The following is an 18202-nucleotide window of genomic DNA, read 5'->3' as shown; positions in this document are numbered from 1 at the left end:
TTCCTGCGTATATTATTCCAACAACTATTAACTAATATTAAATTTAAAATCATGAAAAAAGTAGTTCTAAGTTCAATCTTAATGCTTGCCCTAAGTACATCTTTTATTTCTTGTAGAGAAAGTGCCGATAAGGCGAAAAGTTCAGCCGAACAAGCTGGAGAATCTATGAAAGAGGCCGGTGAAGATATCAAAGAAGCCGGTAGAGAAGTAGGCGAAGAAATGAAAGAGATGGGCGAAGAGGCAGCTGACAAAGCAAAAGAAGCCGGTGAAGATATGAAGGAAGCTGGTAACGACGCACTTAATGAAGCCAAAGAAGCCGGAGAAAACATGAAGGAAGGTGCTAAAGATGCGGCCAACGATGTTAAAAATGCTGCCAATAAAGTGGCAAATGATGCAAAAGACGCAGTAAACTAGTCACTTTTGTTCAAAAAATAGACAAGCCTCGACCATAGGTCGAGGCTTTTTTATACCCTACATATCTGTTCTTCATAGATTTCGACCTACCGTTCATCGAGAAAAAAGAGCGTCTTATATTTTTCACAACATCATAGGCCAAGTTCACAACAATAATTTACAAATTCACTGAAAACCAAGTAGTTTTACATTGTAATTAAGTGATAGTGTTGACCCCAAATCGTTCTTGAACTTAACCGAAAAAGTTTTGACCCCAAATCGAGACTAAACCTATAAAAGCGAAATTATACCAAACTCTACCAAACCTACTTTGATAAAATCACCCTCTTCTAAAGGGGGTTTTTTTATACCTGAAAGTAATAGGTTGTGACTAGCAAACCTGTTTTAGAAATTATAGCCTAAGCCAAAAATAAAATTAGTTCCAGGCGCCGCGATACCTGAAGAATATGGCCTATAACGTTCATTAGTGATATTTTCAAAACTAAATGAAGCCTCAAAATTCGGGGAAATGGCATATTGAGACCTAAAATTTAAGGTATGCCATGAGGGCGAATATGGGTTACCATCCACATCAACCGCATAAATATAATCTTTACTACGCTCAGAGGCCGCTAAATCATCATAAGGTATGCTACCGTTGTAATTCATGAACAAATCGGCTTTTAGTCTTTGATTTTTCCATTTTAGATGAAAATCACCAAAAGTCGGCGCTACGTGACGACCTGGTGAATCACTGCCATCTTCCTCCTCTTCGACACCTTCGGTAAAGGTCAAATTTGAAGTAACGGAAATATGGTCTGACAAAAATGCTTCAATACCAAATTCAAAACCATACACGAAAGCTTTAGCCGCATTCTGTATGGCCAATACCTGACTTAACTCACCTTTATAATCAATTTCTGATGCCCCGTTAAAATGAAACTCTCTTCGAACAAGGGCATCTACTAAGTAAGTATAATAGGTCGCACCCTTAATGGTCAACTTGTCGTCGAAATTCTTGTATACCCCCAACTCGGCATTATAGGCGTATTCAGGTTCTAAGTCTGGGTTAGGTACTACGACTGCGCCTGGTTCAGAGTCAAAAATCTTACCTACATCATCAATATTCGGTGCTCGAAAGCCCGTAGACCCGTTCAACGTAATCTGTAAATCAGTTTTGGGAAACCAACTGAACCCGACACTACCAGTCAAGGCACCGTTGTTGAGATCAGCATCGTCAAAAGGAAAAGGATAGTAGGTTTTATCAAAGGAAGCATCGATCCAAACATGGCTGTAGCGTAACCCAGAAAGCAGGGTGAAATTAGGTTTTGCCCTGTACTCGGCATTCACGTAGCCTGCCACCGTTTGCCAAATCGATCCGTCAGGGTATCTCGTGGCCGAAGCTGCCGATTCTGTGGTCTGCATATTATATTGGCTCCCGAATGAACTAATGGCATTAAAAATGTACTCGCCACCGTAATAGAGACGAAGGTCTCCTATCTTCTTGTTTTCAAAATCAATATTAGTTGAAATGGCATCAACATTTTCTTTTGTAGTGTATAAAACATCTTCCCCAAAACCCCTGTCATTTCTACTTTCTTCAAAATGTTGATATGCGGTAGTAATCTTCAATCCGTCATAAAAAATACCCTTACCCTGCTTGCGTAATTGCAAATTACCTAACATCCATTTTTGGGGTCCGTAATACCATTCTGCTGAACGAAGACCATCATTGGCACTATTGGGCCTAATTAGTCTATCGTATCTTGAATAGTCTGAAGTTTCAGAATAATGCAGGCCTAAATCATACCTCCAGATATTACTTGGGCGATAAGAAATCTTCTGCATAAAGTTGATCTGATTATATCCCGTAGGCAGCTGTTTTCTGGGTTTTTCATTTTCTTTTAAGATGTCTTGACCATTACTAGTCTCTACATACTTATTTCTTAGATACGACTGCGGACCATGTTTACCCATCACCATGTCTCCAAAATTGTTATAGGTCGCACTGGTCAAAAATGCCCACTTGCGCTTGCCAAAATTGAAGTCAGCATGTATAGTGTTTTCCATATTGGCAGTAGAAAACCTACAATTACCCTTACCGGAAACCGATAGTGAATCTGTTGATGAAAATTCTGGTTTCTTGGTGTAAAAGTTCATCACCCCACCAATGGCATCGCTACCATATATTACTGATCCTGGACCAAAAATTATCTCTGTATTGTTTATCGCATAGGGGTCGATTGAAATCACATTCTGAAGGTTACCTCCTCTAAAAATCGCATTGTTCATTCGCACACCATCGACAGACAGCAAAAGTCTGTTCGTTGCAAAACCTCGAATCATAGGGCTACCACCGCCCATTTGACTTTTCTGAACAAACACCTTACCAGTATTACCCAGTAAATCGGCCGAGGTTTGAGGGTTGTTAAAGGCAATTTCTTTAGCGCTGATTACATCTATTTTGTTCGGAATATCTTTTTTTTGTTGCTCCCATTTGGAAACCGACATGACCACTTCGGCAAGCTCTTCAGCCTTCATAACCATAAATATGCGGTTGCCCTGTCTCGAAATTTGTGATCGAGTGCTTTTTCTCAGTTGGTAACTTAAATGTTTAAAGGTGATGCGCTCGTTAGAAGTAAACACCGAAAGATTCGACAGCCCATGAATATCCGATATTGCGGTTTTTGATTTATCGGAATTAAAAATGGCCACATTTGAAATGGGCTCACCTGTATCTGCATCCAAAATTCTGGTTTCTTGGGCAGACGTTAATTGATACAATAAAAGAACTATGACAAGTAAGATCTTGTTCATACTAGCTGAAAACTTCGTTAAGAACAGCAAGAGATCTAGGTTTACGAAACCCTTGCAAATGCAATTCATAATAGAGCACAAGGGACTGTAAAAGTTCTTGGCGGTTTTTTTTATTCATTTTGATACTATTTATACCATCAAAATTTGTGCCCAAGAAGGTTTTAAAATAATCAAGATTGTCATCGACAAGTATCGGGTTGAGAGAAGGGGTATCTGTAAACTCACCTTCCATTAGGTCAAAACTTGAAGCTTCGATATCTTTCGTGTCTGGGTAAAACCCCAGGTATCTAGTCAGCCGGAGTAATAGATAAATATGAAAATTAGATATTTCGTTGTGAGTATCTAACCATTGCAGCGATGCCTCTAAAAATTTAAAAAGACCTTGATTAGGCTCTTCTTCATGAATACTGTTGCTCAACATTTCAGCTAGAAAAAGGGTCATAGCATTCTTGGCAATATTTGAATGCAACGTTTGATTATGATAACTTACTTTAGCCTCACGAATACTTTCTAGAGTTCCTTTGTTTTTATGATTGGCAACGATTTCTAATTGGGTGAGAGGTTGAAAATAAGCCGATTTCAATTTCCCTTTTTTTGATGCCAACACTCCTTTGAGCAAATACCCTTTTAGACCATCTGAAGCAGTAAATGCTTTTACGATAAGACTAGTATCGCCATACTTTAGCGAAGTTAGAACAATGGCCTTGGTAGTTACTTGCATTCTGATTATCGGGTTTGTCGTAAAGATAAGTTGAAAAAGCGCGAAAGTGCTCATCAACATAATTCTGGGTCGTAGAGCAGTATTGCCAACTCTTAAAAAAACTCGTTGTTCATCTGTTTGTCAATTCTCCTTTTTCGGTCTCACTCAAATCAACATACAATTGTAGTATCGAATCGCCTATTTTTTTAGAATAGTGGTGCCTGTCAAGCCAATAGCACGAATTATTTTCAAATAAACTATTTCCAAAAGGCTCAAATAAATCAAAACCATTCTTTTTCAAGGATATAAGCAGTTGTTCAAACTGCACTAACTTCTCTGTCGATTTCTTCAAGTTATCTTGAGAAGTCGGGTGTATCAAAAAGGTTAAGTTGATTTTATTCTTACGACAAAGGTTCTGAATTTTTTGAAGTGTCTCTATTTGAGAAGAAAAATCAAGCTGTTTTTCTACTTCTTCCACTGGGCGCGGAAGCAACACAAACTCTTCCTTATCGTCACAATTGTCTTCGTAGGCATTTTTTGCGTAGTAATTTCCGTCTTCGTAGATATCGTGCACAATATGTTTTTTATTTTCATCAACACCGGAAATCTTTTTAAACGAAATTGGCAAGAACAAATATTCCCAATGAATTTTATCTTCTTCCATAGGTACAAATTTTCGAGAAGCTTGATTGATATGTGAGCTTGCACGTTCATAAATAGCGCCCTCATCTAAACCCACAACTATATTTTTAACTTCAACATCATTTTTCACGAAAAGAAGCATATCGGTATAAAATTCTTCGGGTGTGCCCAGCGAATAGGTCATATTATACCAACGGTCACTTTCGTTATTCAATTGATTGAAATGCAATGCACCCCCTTTAGAATTGGAGAATAAAAAACTATTGAATTTATCGGTATTCTGTAGTATGTGGTGAACCTTTAAACTATGTTCATTAGGGCGAATGCCCGGAAATTCTTTTCGCTTTTCTAAAATTCCGTAAGGGTCTATGTTATAATTGTAAATACCCGTAATGGTAAAGTACGCCAGTACTATTAAACTAAAAAATGCCGTTTTTTTAAGAAAGGTTCTCATCTAGAATTGAAAATATATAAACTGCCCAGAACTTGTATTTATACTGATCAGATATGCTACAACAGCAATGATGACCGCTTCTGTTATATAAATAATTCTTTTATTGATTCCATTCAAAAACGAAAAAGTGAGACGTTCATCCTTTCTAAAAATCCAATCCAAAAAAAGTAATGAGCCCACACTGTAAAGTCCGTTTTTATAGATTGGGGGAAAGTTGATTTTGGTAAACATCAAAGTCAAATAATCGATGGCCAAACCGATATTTTCACTTCTGAAAAACACCCATGCCAAAACAACGATAAAAAAGGTACTTGCCATTTGAACGACCTCTTTTAAGGTGGGAAACCATGACCTTTCCGCCACGATAGCACACGTATATTTTCTATTGTTCCCAACCACATAACTCGGTACAAAAAGCAGAGCATGAATACCTCCCCATACAATAAATGTCCAATTTGCCCCATGCCAAAGACCACTTACTAAAAAAACAATAAACACGTTTCTAATTGATTTCAATTTTGGCCCTTTCGACCCTCCGAGGGGTATGTACAAATAATCTCTAAACCAGGTGGAAAGCGAGATATGCCACCTTCGCCAAAATTCTCCGATATTTCTTGAAAAATAAGGGAACTTAAAATTCGACTTTAGTTCAATACCGAATAATTTAGAAATACCTATCGCCATATCTGAATAGCCACTAAAATCACAATAAATCTGAATGGCAAAGTAAATTGCACCTAACCACAATACCCCTCCCCCAAAATCGGTATAATTTTCAAAAATGTCATCGACCTTTAGTGCAAGAACATCTGCAATGACCACTTTTTTGACTAGGCCCCAGAGAATCAATCGCAAGCCTTGCATGCCCTGTTGATAATCGAACTTTCTTTTGCCAAGAATTTGGGGTAAAAGGTTTGACGCCCTTTCTATAGGCCCCGCCACCAATTGTGGAAAGAATGAAACGAAGGCGGCAAAAGATATAAAATCAGTGGTTGGCCTTAAGTTCTTTCTATAAACATCAATGGTATATGACATCGTTTGAAATGTATAGAACGATATACCTACTGGCAATATAATGTTCAACGACCACGAACTTTGCATTTCGTAACCAAATTGAGCGAAAGAAGTGAGTAAGGAATCAACAAAGAAATTGTAGTACTTAAAGAAACCTAGAATGCCAATGTTAAAAGTTATACTCGCCCAGAGCAATAGTTTCCTCTGATTATTTTTTTTGGATTTCTGAACTGCTATACCAACGAAATAGTCGACGATAGTCGATAGTATTATCAGTGAAAGAAAACGATAATCCCACCAGCCATAGAAAATATAAGAGCTACAAAGAAGAAATAGATTTTGCTGCTTTAGGTTCTTATTGAATACAAACCAGTAGAGGCCGAAAACTAATACTAAAAAAATAGCAAATTCGAAAGAATTGAATATCAAGCCTAGTTCTTTAAAGATTTAAAAATAGACTAAATACTATAACAACAAAATATTTAAAGGCCTACCTTAAAATTTTAAGGTAGGCCTTTTGTATCTACAACATTGTCTGTTATAATCTTTTTTAAATCACACCTTGTGCCAACATAGCATCGGCGACCTTGACAAAACCTGCAATGTTCGCCCCTTTCACATAATTGCAATACCCATCTTCATCTTTGCCGTATTCGATACATGACTCATGAATGTCCTCCATAATATCTTTTAACCTTTCATCTACTTCCTCACGTGTCCAGCTAATACGCAGTGAGTTTTGCGACATCTCTAGGCCTGAGGTTGCAACCCCACCGGCATTTGAAGCTTTTCCGGGGGCGAATAGAATTTTTGCTTTGTGAAAAGCATGAACGGCATCAGCCGTGCACGGCATATTTGCGCCCTCTGCCACACCGATACAACCGTTGCTCAATAAGGTTTCAGCATCTTTTTCATCTAGCTCGTTCTGGGTAGCACACGGCAAAGCGATATCACATTTGACCTCCCAAGGAGTTTTTCCCTCATGATATTCGGCAGAAGAATACTTATCGGCGTATTCTGAAATTCTTCCGCGTTTATTATTCTTTAAATCCATTACAAACGCTAATTTTTCTTCATCAATACCTTCTTTATCGTAAATGTAGCCTCCAGAATCAGAAAGCGTAACGATTTTTCCACCCAACTGAAGAACTTTTTCAGATGCATATTGTGCAACATTACCTGAGCCTGACACCACAACAGTCTTTCCTTTAAAGTCTTCACCTTTGGTTTTTAACATACTTTGGGCAAAATAAACGGTGCCATAACCTGTGGCTTCAGGTCTTATTTTAGATCCGCCCCATGAAAGCCCTTTACCGGTAAGAACCCCTGTAAACTCATTTCTGATTTTCTTGTACATACCGAAAAGAAAACCAATTTCCCGTGCGCCAACACCTATATCACCGGCAGGCACATCTGTGTTAGGGCCGATATGACGACATAGCTCGGTCATAAATGAATGACAGAATCTCATGACCTCATCGTCAGATTTACCTTTAGGGTCAAAATCAGAACCTCCTTTACCCCCACCCATAGGAAGCGTCGTAAGGCTGTTTTTAAAAACTTGCTCAAAGGCCAAAAACTTTAAAATACTTGCATTCACCGAAGGATGAAATCTCAAACCTCCCTTATAAGGCCCTATAGCCGAATTCATCTGAATTCTATACCCGCGGTTTACATGAATCTCACCGTCATCATCTACCCAGGCTACCCTGAACGAAATCAAACGCTCAGGCTCGACCATTCGCAATAAAATATTCTTACCATTATAAATCTTATGCTTGGCAATGTATGGCAGTACAGTTTCCGCCACCTCTTGCACCGCTTGAATGAATTCTGGCTCATGACCATTTCTGGACTTAACTTCATCCATAAATGCTTTAATCTTTGCTTCCATATCAGTTTAAAAGATATTTAATTACACTGCCCAAAAATAAGGGTAAATTATTTAATTTTGAATATATCGCCTATATTATGTTATTTTCATAATACAAATAGGCGTTTTATAAAAATTCAATAAACACGTTATCCTATTGCCTGGCCCAAATCGGCAATAAGGTCTTCTTCATCTTCAATGCCCACACTCAATCGGATCAAGGCATCAACCACTCCACTTTTTTCACGCTCTTCTTTGGGTATACTGGCATGGGTCATACTCGCCGGGTGACCTGCCAAACTCTCTACACCGCCCAATGATTCGGCCAGAGTAAATACTTTTAATCTTTCGACTATTTTAATAGCCTCTTCATAGCTGTTACCCTTGGTCACAAAAGAAATCATTCCGCCGAAGGCCTTCATTTGACTTTTTGCTATATCATGGTTAGGGTGGTCTTCAAAACCAGGCCAATACACTTTCTCGATTTTATCATGGGAGGACAAATACCTAGCGATTGCCTCACCATTCTCACAATGTCTTTGAATACGTACATGCAAAGTTTTTATTCCTCTGAGCACCAAAAAACTATCCATAGGTCCTAAAACCGCTCCACTGGCATTTTGAATGAAGTAAAGTTTATCGGCCAAATCTTTATCCTTTACCACCAATGCACCTGCTACAAGATCGCTATGGCCTCCTAAATATTTTGTTGCGGAATGCATGACCAAATCAGCACCCAAATCTAAAGGGGTCTGCAAATAAGGTGTTGCAAAAGTATTGTCTACAGCTAGCAGAATATTATATTTTTTAGCTATTTCAGCGACCGCTTTGATATCAATAATATTCATCATCGGGTTGGTCGGGGTCTCTACCCAGATCAACTTCGTGTTCTCATTTATATAATCGGCAACGGCAGCGGCATCGCTCATACCTATAAAGTGAAATTTAATACCGTATTTCTCGAATATCTGTTTGAATAAACGGTAACTGCCACCGTACAAATCATTGGTAGAAACCACCTCATCGCCAGGGTTCAGTAATTTTATTACCGCATCCATAGCTGCGAGTCCGCTCGCGAAAGCTAAACCATAGTTTCCGTTTTCTATACTTGCAAGAGAATTTTCAAGTGCAGTTCGCGTAGGGTTACCACTACGGGAATACTCAAACCCTTGATGACCACCGGGCGTAGTTTGAGCATAGGTAGAGGTTTGATATATGGGTGGCATAACCGCCCCATAAGCCTTATCAGGTTGTTGCCCCCCATGTATTGCCTTACTGTTGAATTTTAACTTTTTTTCCTCCATTTCATGTAATTTATCCTACAAATGTATCGTTATCTTTGCTAGCACACAACGCTACTATTAGTAAGCCAATTTCCACGTCTTATATGAAAACCCAGATTAGCATCTTTTTTTTGCTACTTTTCTTGGTGAGTTGCCAAGAAGAAAAAAACTTGTCGTTCGAAACTTTGAGCCTAGATGAAACTAGATGTTCTGAGTGCCCAGAGGTTGTTATCGATATACCGAAAGCAAAGGGAAAATCTAAGATTGACAAGACCATCAATACCGCATTGCAAGAAGAAATTATCGAAATTTTAAATTTTGATGATGAGGTAGATGCTACCACCATTAAGGATGCCGTTAAATCGTTCAGTGAAGGTTTCTGGGAAATAAAGAAACTATACCCGGAGGAAGCTACAGTTTGGGAAGCGCAAATAGATGGTAAAGTTTCTTACGAAGATGAGCAATTGTTGACCATTGAGTTAAATTCTTTTCTCTTTACCGGAGGTGCTCATGGTTATGGCTCTCGAAGGTTTTTAAATTTCGATAAGGTAAAAGGGACAGAATTAGAAAACTGGCAACTTTTTAAAGACCGTAAAGATTTTGAGGCCTTCGCCGAAGTTCAGTTTCGAACACAAGAAGACATTCCCCTAGAAAAACCCATAAACAGTACAGGTTTTATGTTCGAAAGCGATTCTTTTTATTTACCTGAAAATATAGGTTTCACAGAAGAAGGCATTAAACTACTCTACAACCCTTATGAAGTGGCATCGTATGCCGATGGCCCCATCGAAATTACGTTACCTTACAAAGATGTAAAACCTTTCTTGGTCAAAAAGATGACCCGTCTGTAATTAGTCGACCACCTTTTGCAATGCCAGAATTGCACCAAGGTGAAGGCCTTCGTGAAATAGGTTGAAAGCGATGGCATCATCAACATCGTTCAAGGTAACGTTCATACTTGTAGTGTACGAGTTATATTCTTTGAACAGGCCATTATTGTAATCTTCTTCCATCCATTCTATAGTTGAAAGTAAAAAAGCCGCTATTTCCTTAATTTCTTCTTCTGACGCAGTACCATCGGGAACAGTGCCTTTTTTAAACTTTTCAATAAACTCTTGTGATACTCTCATCTGCAAGTCACTGAACTTATATACCAAAAGCTGTTGGGTCACCACCACGTGAGCTATATTCCACCAAATATTGTTTCTAAATCCTTCAGGAATTTGCAACAATTGCTCTCTAGGCGTTTTATCCAAAATTTTATAGAGAAGTTTTCTGTTTTGTAATGTTGTTTTTAAAATATTTTTCAATGGATATGTTTTTTTATGTGGATGCTAAAAATAGCACAATTGAATGGAAATAGGTTTCTTTGCAACTCCAAATTTCAACGGAAAACCATGAAGAAAATCTATCATTTAAGCACCTGTGATACCTGCAAAAGAATTCTTAAAGAACTTGCCCCTTTAGACCAAGTAGAACTGCAAGATATCAAAACAGTGCCAATGACCGAAAGTCAAGTAGAAGAGATGGCACAACTAGCCGGAAACTATGAGTCTTTGTTCAGTAAAAGAGCAAGACTTTATCGTCAACAAGGCCTACATGAAAAACAACTTTCTGAAGCTAATTATAAAAAGTTGATTCTTGAACACTATACATTCTTAAAACGCCCGGTGATTCTAATCGATGACCAAATTTTCATAGGAAACAGTAAAAAAACGGTCGAGGCGGCCAAAGAAGCCCTACATTCTTGAATATACGCGCACTGGCCATATTAGCTGCCATCGGGGCTACGGTCATCTATGGGCTCAACCACACCATTGCCAAAGGCATAATGCCAAATTATGTGCCGGCATACGCATTGGTAGTTTTAAGGGTAATTGGCGCGGCAATTCTTTTTTGGTCAATTTCGTTCTTCGGCCCTAAAGAGCATGTCGAAAAAAAAGATTACGCCCGAATGTTGGTCTGTGCCCTATTGGGCATGGGCTTTAATATGTTGGTGTTCTTTAAAGGTCTTTCACTATCTACCCCGATCAATAGCGCGGTTCTGATTACCACAACACCCATAATCGTGGTTTTCTTGTCCGCTATTCTGATTAAAGAAAAGGTACTCCCAAAAAAAATAGTCGGTATCGCCATAGGTTTTTTAGGAGCATTGGGCTTAATACTTTTTAGCTCTGAGATTCGGCAAGATGCCCCAAACATACCACTAGGCAATTTCTTTATACTTCTTAACTCCATTTTTTACGGCGCTTATTTGATCGGGGCAAAAACCTTAATAGAAAAATACCATCCATTTACATTTATGAAGTGGTTGTTTACGTTGGGCATTTTCATCTGTCTTCCTTTTGGGTACCAAGAAATAATAGATACAGAATGGACCTCTTTACCATTTGATGCTATTTGGAGGATAGCCTTCGTAGTCATCGGCACCACCTTCTGTACTTATTTGTTCAATATTTTCGCCTTAACACAGCTGAAAGCTTCGACCGTAAGTGCTTTTGTTTATGTACAACCTCTAATAGGTATAATTTTCGCTTTGGTCACAGGGCAAGATAAACTTACCACTATTAAAATTGCCGCGGCCTGTTTGGTATTCTTAGGCGTATATCTGGCAAGCACAAAGCCAAGAGGCCATAAAAACCTCGATAAGCCTGCATAAAAGTATTTTAGCAGATTTTAATGAAGTTTCTCCCTAGAAGTTATAGTTCACTGTTGAAAAGTGTAGCAATTTAAAGAACTAAGTCTTTCGGCACTCTTGCAAACTTTCGAGTATCTTCTTTAGTGAGAACTCGAAAACCTTCTCCCTTTTCCGCAGCACTGAAAGAGGTTAAAAATTCATTGGTCAAACCGGTGAGCTTTCTTGTCGACAAATCCATCCAAGCACCCATCATCTCGCAATGGGCAAAGTTTTCGCCTTTATGGTTGTAAAAATTATGATGAAACTCGAAAAATTTGGCATCTTCGCTCATACCCATGATTTCCATAGATACCTGAACAGGTTTCCCTGGAAAAGCTTCTTTGAAATAGTACATATGCTCATAAAATACCACTGGGCCAATCTCGTTCTGGGCCAGCGTTTTTTGGTCAAAACCAAGTTCGAACAAAAAAGCCATTCGTGTATGGCTCATAAAGTTAAGGTAAGCTGAATTGGCCAAGTGCCTATTGGCATCTACATCGCTCCAACGAATTTCAAATTCTTTTAAATACATAGTACGAGAACTTTTGTTATGCATGCATAATACTAACAAAAATACCATTGTTTGTCAAAACAACTATATTGAAATCAATAAATTTTCACTTCTTCACCTGTTGCAGCAGATTTATTGATAGCCTCTACAATAGCGATATCTCTTAGACCGTCTTGCCCGGGTACCATTACCGGTTTGTTCTCCAAGATAGCCAGGGCATCATCATCCATCTGGCGGGCTTGCTGGTTTTCAATATAAGTATTCAATAAAGTTCCATCGCTGGCCTTACCCCCGACACCGGTGTACGATTGAAAGGGTTGCAGTTTGTACCATCCCTTTTCACAATCGGCCCTTAAAATATTTACACTTTCGGCGGCTGTGGTCTTACCGGTACCCAAAAGGCCGTTCCCGAAATCAAGTGTGAAGTTGGTAGTCTCCTCAACTTCTTTAAAGAGTTCTGGTCTCGTGTTTTTATGATTACCAACTACCGAAATAGGGTTTTGACCTGTGGTATAGCGCATCGCATTTATCGAATAAACCCCTACATCGTAAATTAATCCGCCGCCCAATTCTTTATCCATTCTCCAAGAGTTGCCCGGGTTGCCCGTTTTAAAACCAATTTCTGCCTTCACCGTTTCTATTTTTCCGAAAGGTTTTGTTGTTGACCATTCGATAACAGTTTTTGTATTGGGCTCGTGCTGCATGCGATAACCGATTGAAAGTTTCACCTTGTTTTTATTGCATGCATCTATAATCGCCTGGCATTCTTCGACCGTTTTTGCCATAGGTTTTTCACACCACACGTGCTTACCCGTATTCGCGGCCTTAATAGCATATTCAGAATGTAGGCCCGTTGGTAGAACGATATAGATAACATCAATATCGGCATTATCAGCAATGGCCCCCATAGTTTTGTAGTTGTACACGTTTTTGTCGGGTATACCGTGCTTTTTTTGCCAGAGGGGAATTTTTTCAGGACTCCCAGTCACAATACCACGGAGTTCGCAATGTTGAGTCAGCTGAAGGGCAGGGGCCAAAAGGTTTTCACTATAATTACCTAAACCCACCAAACAGACGCCCAGCTTTTCCTTCTGAAAATTCGAAGTGAAGGCGTAATTTGGTAAAATGCTAATACCACCGAGCAAGAGCCCTGTCTTTTTAATAAAATCTCTTCTTTTTTGCATTTTATATGATTTTAAATCCGAGTACTCTTACAAGATAATCATATTTGAAACATTTAAGAGGCAGTTTTACAGCTCGTTATGATATAATTGGTAATCTTCGAAATACGATGTAGATTTATAAACTTTGCACTTTAATTTCTAACTACATTCGATTATGTCAGACAAGCCATCTTTTATCAGCGACCTATCATTACCCGCTATTGCCGCTCCAATGTTTTTAATATCAGGACCCAAACTAGTTATCGAATGCTGTAAAAATGGAATTGTCGGTACTTTTCCGGCTCTGAACCAACGCACCAGTGAAGGTTTTGAAGAATGGTTAATCGAAATTAAGACCGCTCTCGAGGAGTTCGAAAAAGAGACCGGCAAAAAACCGGCACCATTTGGGGTGAACCTTATCGTACATAATACCAACCCCAGGCTTGAGGCCGACATTAAGTTGTGCATAAAACATAAAGTTCCACTTGTTATCACTTCTCTCGGCGCTGTTTCGATGGTGGTCGATGCCATACACAGTTATGGCGGACTGGTATTTCACGATATAATAAAAAAGAGACATGCCGAAAAAGCACAGGAAGCAGGCGTTGACGGACTCATTTTGGTTGCGGCAGGTGCAGGTGGCCATGCTGGAACCGTAAACCCGATGACCTTGGTCAGCGAAATAAAGAAGTTTTTTAAAAAGACCATAATTCTTTCCGGATGTATCAGCACTGGGCGTGACATTGCCTCTGCGCTTCAAATGGGAGCCGATTTAGCCTATATGGGTACCCGCTTTATCAATACCGAAGAAAGTAAAGCCACCGAGGAATACCGCAAAATGATCATTAACGCCGGAGCCAACGATGTAGTCTATACCGCAGCAATATCAGGGGTTCATGCTAATTTTTTAGGTGCTAGTTTAAAAGCAGCTGGTATTACTGAAGAAGACTTGAAAAAAGACACAAAAATAGATTTCGGTAAAGAATTGGATACTGAAGCCAAAGCTTGGAAGACGATTTGGTCGGCAGGTCAAGGTTCTGCGATGATTGATGATTCATTGCCCGTAAAGCAACTTGTTACAAATTTAAAGACTGAATTTAGGGAAGCTATCGAACAGCAGGCCAAAGTTTTGGAGAATTATCCGAAATAATTGGCTTTACAGTAGCAATCATAAAATTATTTAATGCCAATACTTTCATCAGAGTATAGACCTCCGCTCTATTTTAGGCAGGGCCACATTTCTACCATCTACTCTGGCCTGTTCAGAAAAGTTGCAAACTTGACACAAGAGCGAGAGCGAATTGAATTACCTGATGGTGATTTTTTAGATTTGGATTGGAGCTATTCGAAAAATAAATCACAAAAGGTCGCCATTTTACTTCACGGGTTAGAGGGTAATGGGCAGAGACCCTATATTACCGGAAGTGCAAAAACTTTCAATGCAAACAATATTGATTCCTGTGCCGTTAATTTTAGGGGGTGCAGCGGAGAGACCAACCGACTTTTTCGCTCGTATCACTCAGGTGCTACAGAAGATTTAGATGCTGTGGTTAAACATATTATCAGCTTGAGTACATATGATGAAATTTACATTAAAGGAGTCAGCCTTGGCGGTAATCTAGCTCTTAAATTTGCGGGTGAAGACCGACAAATACCCGAACAAGTTAAAGCCATAATCGGCATATCGGTACCTTGTGATTTGCACAGTTCTTTGAAAGAGCTCTTAAAACTTAAAAATTTCGCTTATGCCAAGCGGTTTAAAAAACATTTGGTGACCAAACTTAGGCTTAAGCTTCCGTTATTTCCCGATGAAATATCTATCGACGACATTAAAAAAATCGGTACCTTAAAAGACTTCGATGACATATATACGAGCCGTGCACACGGTTTTAAAGATGCGTTGGATTATTACAAAAAATGCAGTTGTCTTCCATTTCTATCCAATATTAAAATACCATCTTTAATACTAAACGCAACCAACGATTCTTTTCTTGGCCCGGAGTGTTACCCATTTAAAGAATCTGAAGAAAATGAGCACTTATTTTTAGAAACTCCGAAATTTGGCGGGCATGTAGGATTCTTCGACTACGGAAACCAGTATTATAGCGAAAAAAGAACAATAAAGTTTTTGGAAGAGGTACTTTAAATAGGGGTATTTCTTATATTAGTGCCCATAAATTTTGTTACCATGAAGAAATTAATTGTTGTGTTTGCTTTGGGCGGATTGATGGTCGGCTGCGGAGAAGAAAAAAAGGAAGAGAAAAAGGAAGGTTTTGAAATGAACCGAACTAAAACTACAGAGAAAGCTGTTGAAGCTAAATCTGAAGGTGTACCTGTTGATATGGACAATGAAGGTGTTGGTCCGTTTAAAGACATTACTTTTGATAGTGAAGTAGATAGTGAATTGGCCGCTGCTGGCGAGGCTAAATTCAATACTATCTGTACTGCTTGCCATATGGCCGAGCAAAGAATGATAGGCCCTGCTTTAAAAGGTGTTTATGACAGAAGAAACCCGGCATGGGTAATGAACATGATTATTGGCCCAGATAAAATGCTTAAAGAAGATCCTATCGCCAAGGCTTTGCTAAAAGAATACAACAATGCTATTATGTTGAATCAAAATCTTTCAGAAGAAGATACTCGGGCAGTCGCCGAGTATTTGAGAACATTATAGTAAGCGATACGAACATAAAAAAAAGCCGTCCTTCATTTTGAAGGGCGGCTTTTTATATACTTATAAGCGACAAATTTATTTTGTCGCAGAAAATACTAATGACTCGATTTTAATCCCCCCTCCTTTTCTTTTTTAACAAAATTTTATCAATTGTCTTGGAATCTTCTTCGTCTTTAAAGACAAATACCCTTCATCAATTAATCTGGTACATCATGAAAGAAGAAACTCTAACCCTGAACAACAGAAACAACCTGTCTGAGCGCCTATTACGGGGCAAACGCTCTTATATATCATTAAAATACTGGCTCGGGTGGGCAGGTGGTTACACCAATACTAAGAAAGATCAAGAAGAAAACCTATAGGCCCCAAAGGTTATAGGGGTTTTTCATTTCCGGATCGTCTTTACTATCTACCTTGTCTACAGCAACCTTGTAGGTCGGGTCTTCAAGAACGTTGACATCAATAATTTCATCTGCATTCTCCAATAACCTAACACAGTCTTTACTCAAATGCCTTAAGTTTACTTTTTTTCCAACTTTGGCGTAGCGTTCGGTTATTTTGTTCAAAGCTTCAATACCCGACATATCGGCAATACGACTTTCTTTAAAATCTATGATAACCTCGTCTGGGTCGTTTAAAACATCGAACTTCTCACCAAAAAGTGTAGTAGAACCGAAAAAAAGTGGACCATAGATTTGATAATGTTTTACTCCATTCTCATCGATATGCTTTCTTGCTCGTATTCTCTTGGCATTTTCCCAAGAGTAGGCCAATGCAGAAATAATAACACCCAACAACACTGCTACCGCCAAGTTATGGGTGACAGCAGTAATCAAGGTGACCAATACCATAACTACGACATCTGACTTAGGCATTTTACCGAAAGTCTTAAAGCTTGCCCATTCGAAAGTTCCGATGGCGACCATAAACATTAGTCCGACCAATGCGGCCATTGGCAAGCGTTCGATAAGACTTGAACCGAACATAATAAATACTAACAGCATTACTGCTGCCGTAATACCAGAAAGACGGGCTCTTGCACCTGATGAAGTGTTTATCAAACTTTGGCCGATCATAGCACAACCTCCCATTCCGGATAAGAATCCAGAGAACACATTTGCCGTACCCTGCGCAACGCACTCTCGGTTACCGCTACCACGTGTTTCGGTAATTTCATCTATTATATTCAAGGTCAAAAGACTTTCAATCAAGCCCACACCCGCCATAATGGCGGCATACGGAAACACAATCTTAAATGTCTCGAATGTTAAGGGTATCTGAGGAATGGATAAAGGAGGAAAACCTCCACTTATACTTTCACCTTCCGACATGGTATCGGCAACGGTGATGGTATCAACACCAAAACCGATTACGATAGCTGAAACCACCACAATGGCCAATAGCGACGAGGGAATTGCTTTGGTTAATTTAGGAAAGCCCCATATAATCAACATGGTCAGTAAGGTAAGGCCTAACATGATATACAATGATGAACCTTCAAGTAATTGATCCGTACCCTTTTGATAAAAACTAGGAAATTGTGCCATGAAAATAATAATGGCCAAGCCGTTTACGAAACCAAACATTACGGGGTGCGGTACCAAACGAATAAACTTACCCAAGCGCAAAACACCGGCTAGAATCTGAAGTACTCCAGCGATTATTACCGTTGCGAAAACATAATGCAAAATAGTATCGGGTTCAATACCCGGAAAATTACGTTTTAGCTCTAAAATTAAACCCACAAAAATAACCGCTACGGCACCTGTGGCACCGGATATCATACCAGGTCTACCTCCTAAAATTGAAGTAATCAAACAAAGTATAAAAGCTGCATAAAGTCCCGTAAGAGGTGAAAAACCTGGTATCAGTGCAAATGCAATTGCTTCGGGCACTAATGCCAAAGCAACTGTTAAGCCTGAAAGTATTTCCGTTTTATAATCTACTTTCTGTTTAAAATCGAAAAGATTGAGATACTTCTTCATGGTCGGTTTTTGAGCG

The 18202-nt window shown here is 39.1% G+C and carries 18 protein-coding genes; 8 read left to right on the top strand and 10 right to left on the bottom strand.

Annotated elements, in window-relative coordinates; translation table 11 throughout:
- Positions 1-51 precede the first annotated feature (51 nt).
- Positions 52-414 (top strand): hypothetical protein, encoded by a 363-nt coding sequence (locus IV512_RS06015; protein ID WP_209401582.1) that lies wholly within the window; start codon positions 52-54, stop codon positions 412-414.
- Positions 415-798: 384 nt separating this feature from the next.
- Here IV512_RS06015 and IV512_RS06010 read toward each other — a convergent pair whose 3' ends face one another.
- The 6 genes from IV512_RS06010 to IV512_RS05985 all read right to left on the bottom strand — a co-directional run bounded on the left by IV512_RS06010 (position 799) and on the right by IV512_RS05985 (position 9197).
- Positions 799-3210, bottom strand: a complete 2412-nt coding sequence (locus IV512_RS06010) for a TonB-dependent siderophore receptor (RefSeq protein WP_209401580.1) — start codon at positions 3208-3210, stop codon at positions 799-801.
- Between the two features lies 1 nt (position 3211).
- The gene (gene recO, locus IV512_RS06005) at positions 3212-3931 is read right to left on the bottom strand and encodes a DNA repair protein RecO (protein ID WP_209401579.1); all 720 of its coding nucleotides are present in this window, start codon (positions 3929-3931) and stop codon (positions 3212-3214) included.
- A 109-nt stretch (positions 3932-4040) separates the two neighbouring features.
- On the bottom strand, positions 4041-5006 hold the full coding sequence (locus IV512_RS06000) for a hypothetical protein (protein WP_209401578.1): 966 nt from the start codon (positions 5004-5006) through the stop codon (positions 4041-4043).
- Positions 5007-6107 (bottom strand): MBOAT family protein, encoded by a 1101-nt coding sequence (locus tag IV512_RS05995; RefSeq protein WP_371743262.1) that lies wholly within the window; start codon positions 6105-6107, stop codon positions 5007-5009.
- Positions 6108-6570: 463 nt separating this feature from the next.
- Positions 6571-7914, bottom strand: coding sequence for an NADP-specific glutamate dehydrogenase (gene gdhA, locus IV512_RS05990; protein WP_209401576.1), 1344 nt, complete (start codon positions 7912-7914; stop codon positions 6571-6573).
- 128 nt (positions 7915-8042) lie between these two features.
- On the bottom strand, positions 8043-9197 hold the full coding sequence (locus IV512_RS05985; RefSeq protein ID WP_209401575.1) for a cystathionine gamma-synthase: 1155 nt from the start codon (positions 9195-9197) through the stop codon (positions 8043-8045).
- 83 nt (positions 9198-9280) lie between these two features.
- On the opposite strand from IV512_RS05985, the gene IV512_RS05980 reads away from it, so the two are divergent.
- The gene (locus IV512_RS05980; RefSeq protein WP_209401574.1) at positions 9281-10027 is read left to right on the top strand and encodes a DUF3298 and DUF4163 domain-containing protein; all 747 of its coding nucleotides are present in this window, start codon (positions 9281-9283) and stop codon (positions 10025-10027) included.
- Here IV512_RS05980 and IV512_RS05975 read toward each other — a convergent pair whose 3' ends face one another.
- Positions 10028-10486, bottom strand: a complete 459-nt coding sequence (locus tag IV512_RS05975; protein ID WP_209401572.1) for a DinB family protein — start codon at positions 10484-10486, stop codon at positions 10028-10030.
- An 87-nt stretch (positions 10487-10573) separates the two neighbouring features.
- Here IV512_RS05975 and IV512_RS05970 point away from each other — a divergent pair, with 87 nt between their 5' ends.
- A complete protein-coding gene (locus tag IV512_RS05970; RefSeq protein ID WP_209401570.1) occupies positions 10574-10927 on the top strand; it encodes an arsenate reductase family protein in 354 nt (117 codons plus the stop codon).
- Positions 10924-11835 (top strand): DMT family transporter, encoded by a 912-nt coding sequence (locus tag IV512_RS05965; RefSeq protein WP_209401568.1) that lies wholly within the window; start codon positions 10924-10926, stop codon positions 11833-11835. The genes IV512_RS05970 and IV512_RS05965 overlap by 4 nt, the downstream gene beginning before the upstream one ends.
- 70 nt (positions 11836-11905) lie before the next feature.
- Here IV512_RS05965 and IV512_RS05960 read toward each other — a convergent pair whose 3' ends face one another.
- Together IV512_RS05960 and IV512_RS05955 are read right to left on the bottom strand one after the other, a co-directional pair.
- Entirely contained in the window at positions 11906-12385 is a 480-nt protein-coding gene (locus tag IV512_RS05960) for a thioesterase family protein (protein WP_209401566.1), read from the bottom strand.
- A gap of 74 nt (positions 12386-12459) precedes the next feature.
- Positions 12460-13548, bottom strand: a complete 1089-nt coding sequence (locus IV512_RS05955; protein WP_209401565.1) for a Gfo/Idh/MocA family protein — start codon at positions 13546-13548, stop codon at positions 12460-12462.
- A 154-nt stretch (positions 13549-13702) separates the two neighbouring features.
- Here IV512_RS05955 and IV512_RS05950 point away from each other — a divergent pair, with 154 nt between their 5' ends.
- The 4 genes from IV512_RS05950 (at position 13703) to IV512_RS05935 (ending at position 16563) form a co-directional block, all read left to right on the top strand.
- The gene (locus IV512_RS05950) at positions 13703-14677 is read left to right on the top strand and encodes a nitronate monooxygenase family protein (protein ID WP_209401563.1); all 975 of its coding nucleotides are present in this window, start codon (positions 13703-13705) and stop codon (positions 14675-14677) included.
- A gap of 33 nt (positions 14678-14710) precedes the next feature.
- On the top strand, positions 14711-15673 hold the full coding sequence (locus IV512_RS05945) for a YheT family hydrolase (RefSeq protein WP_209401561.1): 963 nt from the start codon (positions 14711-14713) through the stop codon (positions 15671-15673).
- Positions 15674-15715: 42 nt separating this feature from the next.
- Positions 15716-16201, top strand: coding sequence for a cytochrome c family protein (locus IV512_RS05940; RefSeq protein WP_209401559.1), 486 nt, complete (start codon positions 15716-15718; stop codon positions 16199-16201).
- 212 nt (positions 16202-16413) lie between these two features.
- Positions 16414-16563, top strand: a complete 150-nt coding sequence (locus IV512_RS05935; protein ID WP_209401558.1) for a hypothetical protein — start codon at positions 16414-16416, stop codon at positions 16561-16563.
- Here the strand turns inward: IV512_RS05935 and IV512_RS05930 are convergent.
- On the bottom strand, positions 16558-18186 hold the full coding sequence (locus tag IV512_RS05930) for a SulP family inorganic anion transporter (protein ID WP_209401556.1): 1629 nt from the start codon (positions 18184-18186) through the stop codon (positions 16558-16560). The genes IV512_RS05935 and IV512_RS05930 overlap by 6 nt on opposite strands.
- Positions 18187-18202 lie beyond the last annotated feature (16 nt).

This window comes from Pseudozobellia sp. WGM2 (assembly GCF_017810075.1).
GTDB lineage: Bacteria > Bacteroidota > Bacteroidia > Flavobacteriales > Flavobacteriaceae > JADNYK01.
Note: the sequence above shows the minus strand (reverse complement) of the source record. Positions and strands in the feature narration are given on the sequence as shown.

Bases quoted from the DNA above. Each gene is read 5' to 3' on its own strand.
- recO (WP_209401579.1), bottom strand. From the start codon at position 3,931: ATGCAAGTAACTACCAAGGCCATTGTTCTAACTTCGCTAAAGTATGGC.
- IV512_RS05960 (WP_209401566.1), bottom strand. From the start codon at position 12,385: ATGTATTTAAAAGAATTTGAAATTCGTTGGAGCGATGTAGATGCCAAT.
- IV512_RS05980 (WP_209401574.1), top strand. From the start codon at position 9,281: ATGAAAACCCAGATTAGCATCTTTTTTTTGCTACTTTTCTTGGTGAGT.
- IV512_RS05945 (WP_209401561.1), top strand. From the start codon at position 14,711: ATGCCAATACTTTCATCAGAGTATAGACCTCCGCTCTATTTTAGGCAG.
- IV512_RS05985 (WP_209401575.1), bottom strand. From the start codon at position 9,197: ATGGAGGAAAAAAAGTTAAAATTCAACAGTAAGGCAATACATGGGGGG.
- IV512_RS06010 (WP_209401580.1), bottom strand. From the start codon at position 3,210: ATGAACAAGATCTTACTTGTCATAGTTCTTTTATTGTATCAATTAACG.
- gdhA (WP_209401576.1), bottom strand. From the start codon at position 7,914: ATGGAAGCAAAGATTAAAGCATTTATGGATGAAGTTAAGTCCAGAAAT.
- IV512_RS05970 (WP_209401570.1), top strand. From the start codon at position 10,574: ATGAAGAAAATCTATCATTTAAGCACCTGTGATACCTGCAAAAGAATT.
- IV512_RS06015 (WP_209401582.1), top strand. From the start codon at position 52: ATGAAAAAAGTAGTTCTAAGTTCAATCTTAATGCTTGCCCTAAGTACA.
- IV512_RS05930 (WP_209401556.1), bottom strand. From the start codon at position 18,186: ATGAAGAAGTATCTCAATCTTTTCGATTTTAAACAGAAAGTAGATTAT.
- IV512_RS05955 (WP_209401565.1), bottom strand. From the start codon at position 13,548: ATGCAAAAAAGAAGAGATTTTATTAAAAAGACAGGGCTCTTGCTCGGT.
- IV512_RS05940 (WP_209401559.1), top strand. From the start codon at position 15,716: ATGAAGAAATTAATTGTTGTGTTTGCTTTGGGCGGATTGATGGTCGGC.
- IV512_RS05935 (WP_209401558.1), top strand. From the start codon at position 16,414: ATGAAAGAAGAAACTCTAACCCTGAACAACAGAAACAACCTGTCTGAG.
- IV512_RS06000 (WP_209401578.1), bottom strand. From the start codon at position 5,006: ATGAGAACCTTTCTTAAAAAAACGGCATTTTTTAGTTTAATAGTACTG.
- IV512_RS05995 (WP_371743262.1), bottom strand. From the start codon at position 6,107: ATGCAAAGTTCGTGGTCGTTGAACATTATATTGCCAGTAGGTATATCG.
- IV512_RS05950 (WP_209401563.1), top strand. From the start codon at position 13,703: ATGTCAGACAAGCCATCTTTTATCAGCGACCTATCATTACCCGCTATT.